Source organism: Streptomyces sp. NPDC051662, assembly GCF_040681655.1.
In the GTDB taxonomy this organism is placed as follows: Bacteria; Actinomycetota; Actinomycetes; order Streptomycetales; family Streptomycetaceae; genus Streptomyces.
Genome location: NZ_JBFAZD010000074.1, coordinates 1 through 1,591 on the forward strand (window position 1 = coordinate 1; position 1,591 = coordinate 1,591).

A 1,591-nucleotide genomic window follows, 5' to 3' on the forward strand; every position below is an offset into this window, starting at 1 on the left:
AGCTTGGCGTTTATCCTCGCTGGTCACCCGACCTGCTGATCTGCGGTTCTTCTCGGGACAGCTGGGGCGGCCGTTCTCCACGCTTCGAGATGTCGAGTCACGAAGCACGAGAGAACGGCCGCTGCGTATGAGTCTCCCGGTCGATGCGCCCGCCGGCGGCGCGTTGGGCATCCTGTCCCGCTTTCGGGTCGAGTTCTACGAATGCCTCTACGCCCGCCAGGACGCACTCTTCGAGCTCACGGACGCGGTGTTGTGCGCGGACGGGCCGGTGAAGACCCTGGTCGAGCTGTCGCTGGCCGTCGAGCACCGCCGTGGGCATGGCGCGCTGTACGCGGCTTTGGACCGCGGTTGGCTGGAGCCGACACGGTTGCGTCGCACGCTGGCCGGCCTGCCGCTGCCGAAGGCGGCCGACGGGCGGATCGTGCTGGCCGTGGACGTGAGCAACTGGCTCCGCCCCGATGCCCCGATGCCCCGACCAGCGACGACCGGCTGTTCTGCCACGTCTACGGACGCGGCGACCGCAAGACGGACCAGTTCGTGCCGGGCTGGCCGTACTCCTTCGTTGCCGCGCTGGAGTCCGGCCGCACCTCCTGGGTCGCCCTGCTGGACGCCGTGCGCCTGGGACCCGCCGACGACGCGACGCTCGCCACCGCCGCCCAACTGCGCGACGTCGTCGAGCGGTTGACGCGAGCCGGGCACTGGCGGCAGGGCGACCTGGAGATCCTCATCGTGATGGACGCCGGCTACGACGTCACCTACCTCGCCCACGCCCTGGCCGACCTGCCGGTCGTGCTGCTCGGGCGCCTGCGCTCGGACCGGGTCATGCTCCGCGACCCAGGCCCCGCGCGTTCCGGCCCGAAGTGCGGGCGGCCCCGCCGGCACGGCGGCGTCCTCACCTTCGCCAAGCCCGACAGCTGGCACCAACCCGACGTCACCACCAGCACGGACACCACCCGCTACGGCAAGGCCGAGGCGATGGCCTGGGACCGGATGCACCCCAGACTCACCCACCGAGGCCCATGGCTGGACCACGCGCACGAGGAACTGCCCGTCCTGCACGGCACGTTGGTGCGGCTGCAGGTCGAGCGCCTGCCGGGCGACCGCGACCCGAAACCGGTATGGCTGTGGTGCTCGGCCACCACCGCAACGCCGGCGGACGTGGACCGCTGGTGGCAGTCCTTCCTCCGCAGATTCGATCTGGAGCACACCTTCAGGCTCATGAAACAGACCCTCGGCTGGACGACCCCGAAGGTCCGCCACGCCGACAGCGCCGATCTGTGGACCTGGCTCATCATCGCCGCCCACACCCAGCTCCGCCTCGCCCGCCCCCTCACCGAGGACCTGCGCCGTCCCTGGGAGCGACCCGCCGAGCCCCGCTGCCTCACCCCCGCCCGCGTCCGCCGGGGGTTTCGCAACGTCCACGCGACGGCGGCCCGTCCGGCGGCCGCACCGAAACCGTCCAAGCCGGGCCCCGGACGGCCTCCCGGCTCGAAGAACAAGCACCGGGCCAGGCGCCACGACGTCGGCAAGACGGTCAAACGCGCCGAGTCGATCAAGGAACACCAAGCCCGCCGAGGATAAACGCCAAGCT

Annotated in this window: 1 pseudogene; it reads left to right on the top strand. The window is 71.2% G+C overall.

Annotated features, from left to right (window positions below):
* The first annotated feature begins 127 nt into the window (after positions 1–127).
* Positions 128–1,581: pseudogene (locus tag AB0M67_RS41585) on the top strand (NF041680 family putative transposase).
* Positions 1,582–1,591 lie beyond the last annotated feature (10 nt).